Origin of the sequence: Photobacterium nomapromontoriensis, assembly GCF_050336815.1 — a bacterium.
Taxonomy (GTDB): Bacteria; Pseudomonadota; Gammaproteobacteria; order Enterobacterales; family Vibrionaceae; genus Photobacterium; species Photobacterium nomapromontoriensis.
Genome location: NZ_JAKJSL010000007.1, coordinates 1 through 1,938, shown reverse-complemented (window position 1 = coordinate 1,938; position 1,938 = coordinate 1). Strand labels below are relative to the sequence as shown.

General features: G+C 43.4%; 1 pseudogene. It reads right to left on the bottom strand.

The features are described from left to right. Positions 1 to 528, bottom strand: a pseudogene (locus L4D12_RS00520) (hypothetical protein); the annotation flags it as partial. Positions 529 to 1,938: the final 1,410 nt, after the last annotated feature.

Below are 1,938 nucleotides of genomic sequence, written 5' to 3'. Positions count from 1 at the left end.
GAGTAGAGTACTGTCTTTATCCCACATGACATCATGGATTGATGTCGAAACCTTGCCCAACTTGGTGGTTTCACCGTTGTCTAAGTCATACAACACCGTGCCCCCTTCCTGAGGGATAATAAGATAACGGCCATTCGGTGAACGTGACATATAGATGCCATAATCGATGGTGCCGCTACGAGGTGTGGGAGGTAGCACGCCTTCAGGAATCAGTAGCTGAGGGTTAGTGCCGTCAATATTTAATGCCCAATAACTGACTTGTGACTCATCGTCTGGGTTGGCAATCGTAAATAACACTTGTGGAAGTTTGACATTCTCGGTGTTCCAATCCGCCACCTCAGGGTTACTGGGTATTTCAAAATCGTAACGGTATAGCCAATCCTTTGTCTCTTTTTGATTTTTTCTTAGTTGGTCCGCTAACCGTTCTATGCGGGCTTTTTCTTCAAAATAAGGCTTAGTAAAATAATAACCTGCGCTGGCCACCATGACGGTCACCATACCTAAGCCAAGTAGTCGTTTCTTTTTCATTGTTTATCCATTGTTATCTATTTTTATTTTCACATTTGCGCTACAACGAATAATTTAATACCAAGACTTTTTCTCGATTTTCGCTCTAGCCATTGTTACGCGCCTCTAAAACCGCCTTCGCTTTTTCTAGATCGCGGTAACTCGGCAACGGGTATAATGCATCACTCCAGCTTTCCGTATCACTGTGCTCAAGAACATAGCGGCTAAAGCCAAAGCCATAACCGGATTTATCCACGTAATTACTGCCATCCATCGCATGATATGTGTATGTCATTTCAACGGTTGGGCTATTCGCGGTTGGCTTTTCTAGCACTCGGTAGATATTTCTTTGCTTGTATCCGGTGAACCACATATCGTCGCCATTTAAGCCAAGCATGTAACCGCTCGTAAAATGTTGACCTACTTTTTGGGAAGGTCTTCCTGCGTGGTATACGCCGCCGCCCTCATTCCCCAAACAGTAAAAACCATCAGCAAACTTACTGCCCCGTACATTACAATCATATGCATTCGGGGTAAATTCACCACGGTCAACAAGTTTTAATGTTTTAGCATCAATAACAAAGGTATTGCCACAGGTCGGCAAGCCTCTGTCGCCAAACGTTTCTATGAACTCTTCCGTTATTCCACAATCGAAATTCCCGGCGACATGATTGTCAAAACTTAGATATATCTGTTGTTCGGGCTGGTTCATATAAGCTTTTCCATAAGAGGCCGCTCGCCTTGCCAAGGGGCCATTCACCTCGTCAAAGTTAATGACCTTTTTATTGCCTAATTTGACTAAAATGAGTTCATCTCTTTTTTTTACCACAACTTGAGTACTGTCTTTATCCCACATGACATCATGGATTGATGTCGAAACCTTGCCCAGCTTGGTGGTTTCACCGTTGTCTAAGTCATACAACACCGTGCCCCCTTCCTGAGGGATAATAAGATAACGGCCATTCGGTGAACGAGACATGTATTTCCCGTAATCGATGGTGCCGCTATGAGGTGTGGGTGGYAGCACRCCTTCAGGAATNAGTAGCTGAGGGTTAGTGCCGTCAATATTCAACGCCCAATAACTGACTTGTGACTCATCGTCTGGGTTGGCAATCGTAAATAGCACCTGAGGAAGTGCCACATTCTCAATATTCCAATCCACTATTTTAGGTCTTTTAGGTAATTCAAAATCTGTGTCATAAATCCACTCTGTAGCATCCCCCCTTCGCCACTCAAGCTGCTCAGCTAACAGTTCTATGCGAGCTTTTTCTGCAAAATAAGGCTTAGTAAAATAATAACCTGCGCTGGCCACCATGACGGTCACCATACCTAAGCCAAGTAGTCGTTTCTTTTTCATTGTTTATCCATTGTTATCTATTTTTATTTTCACATCTGCACTACAACGAATAATTTAATACCAAGACTTTTTCT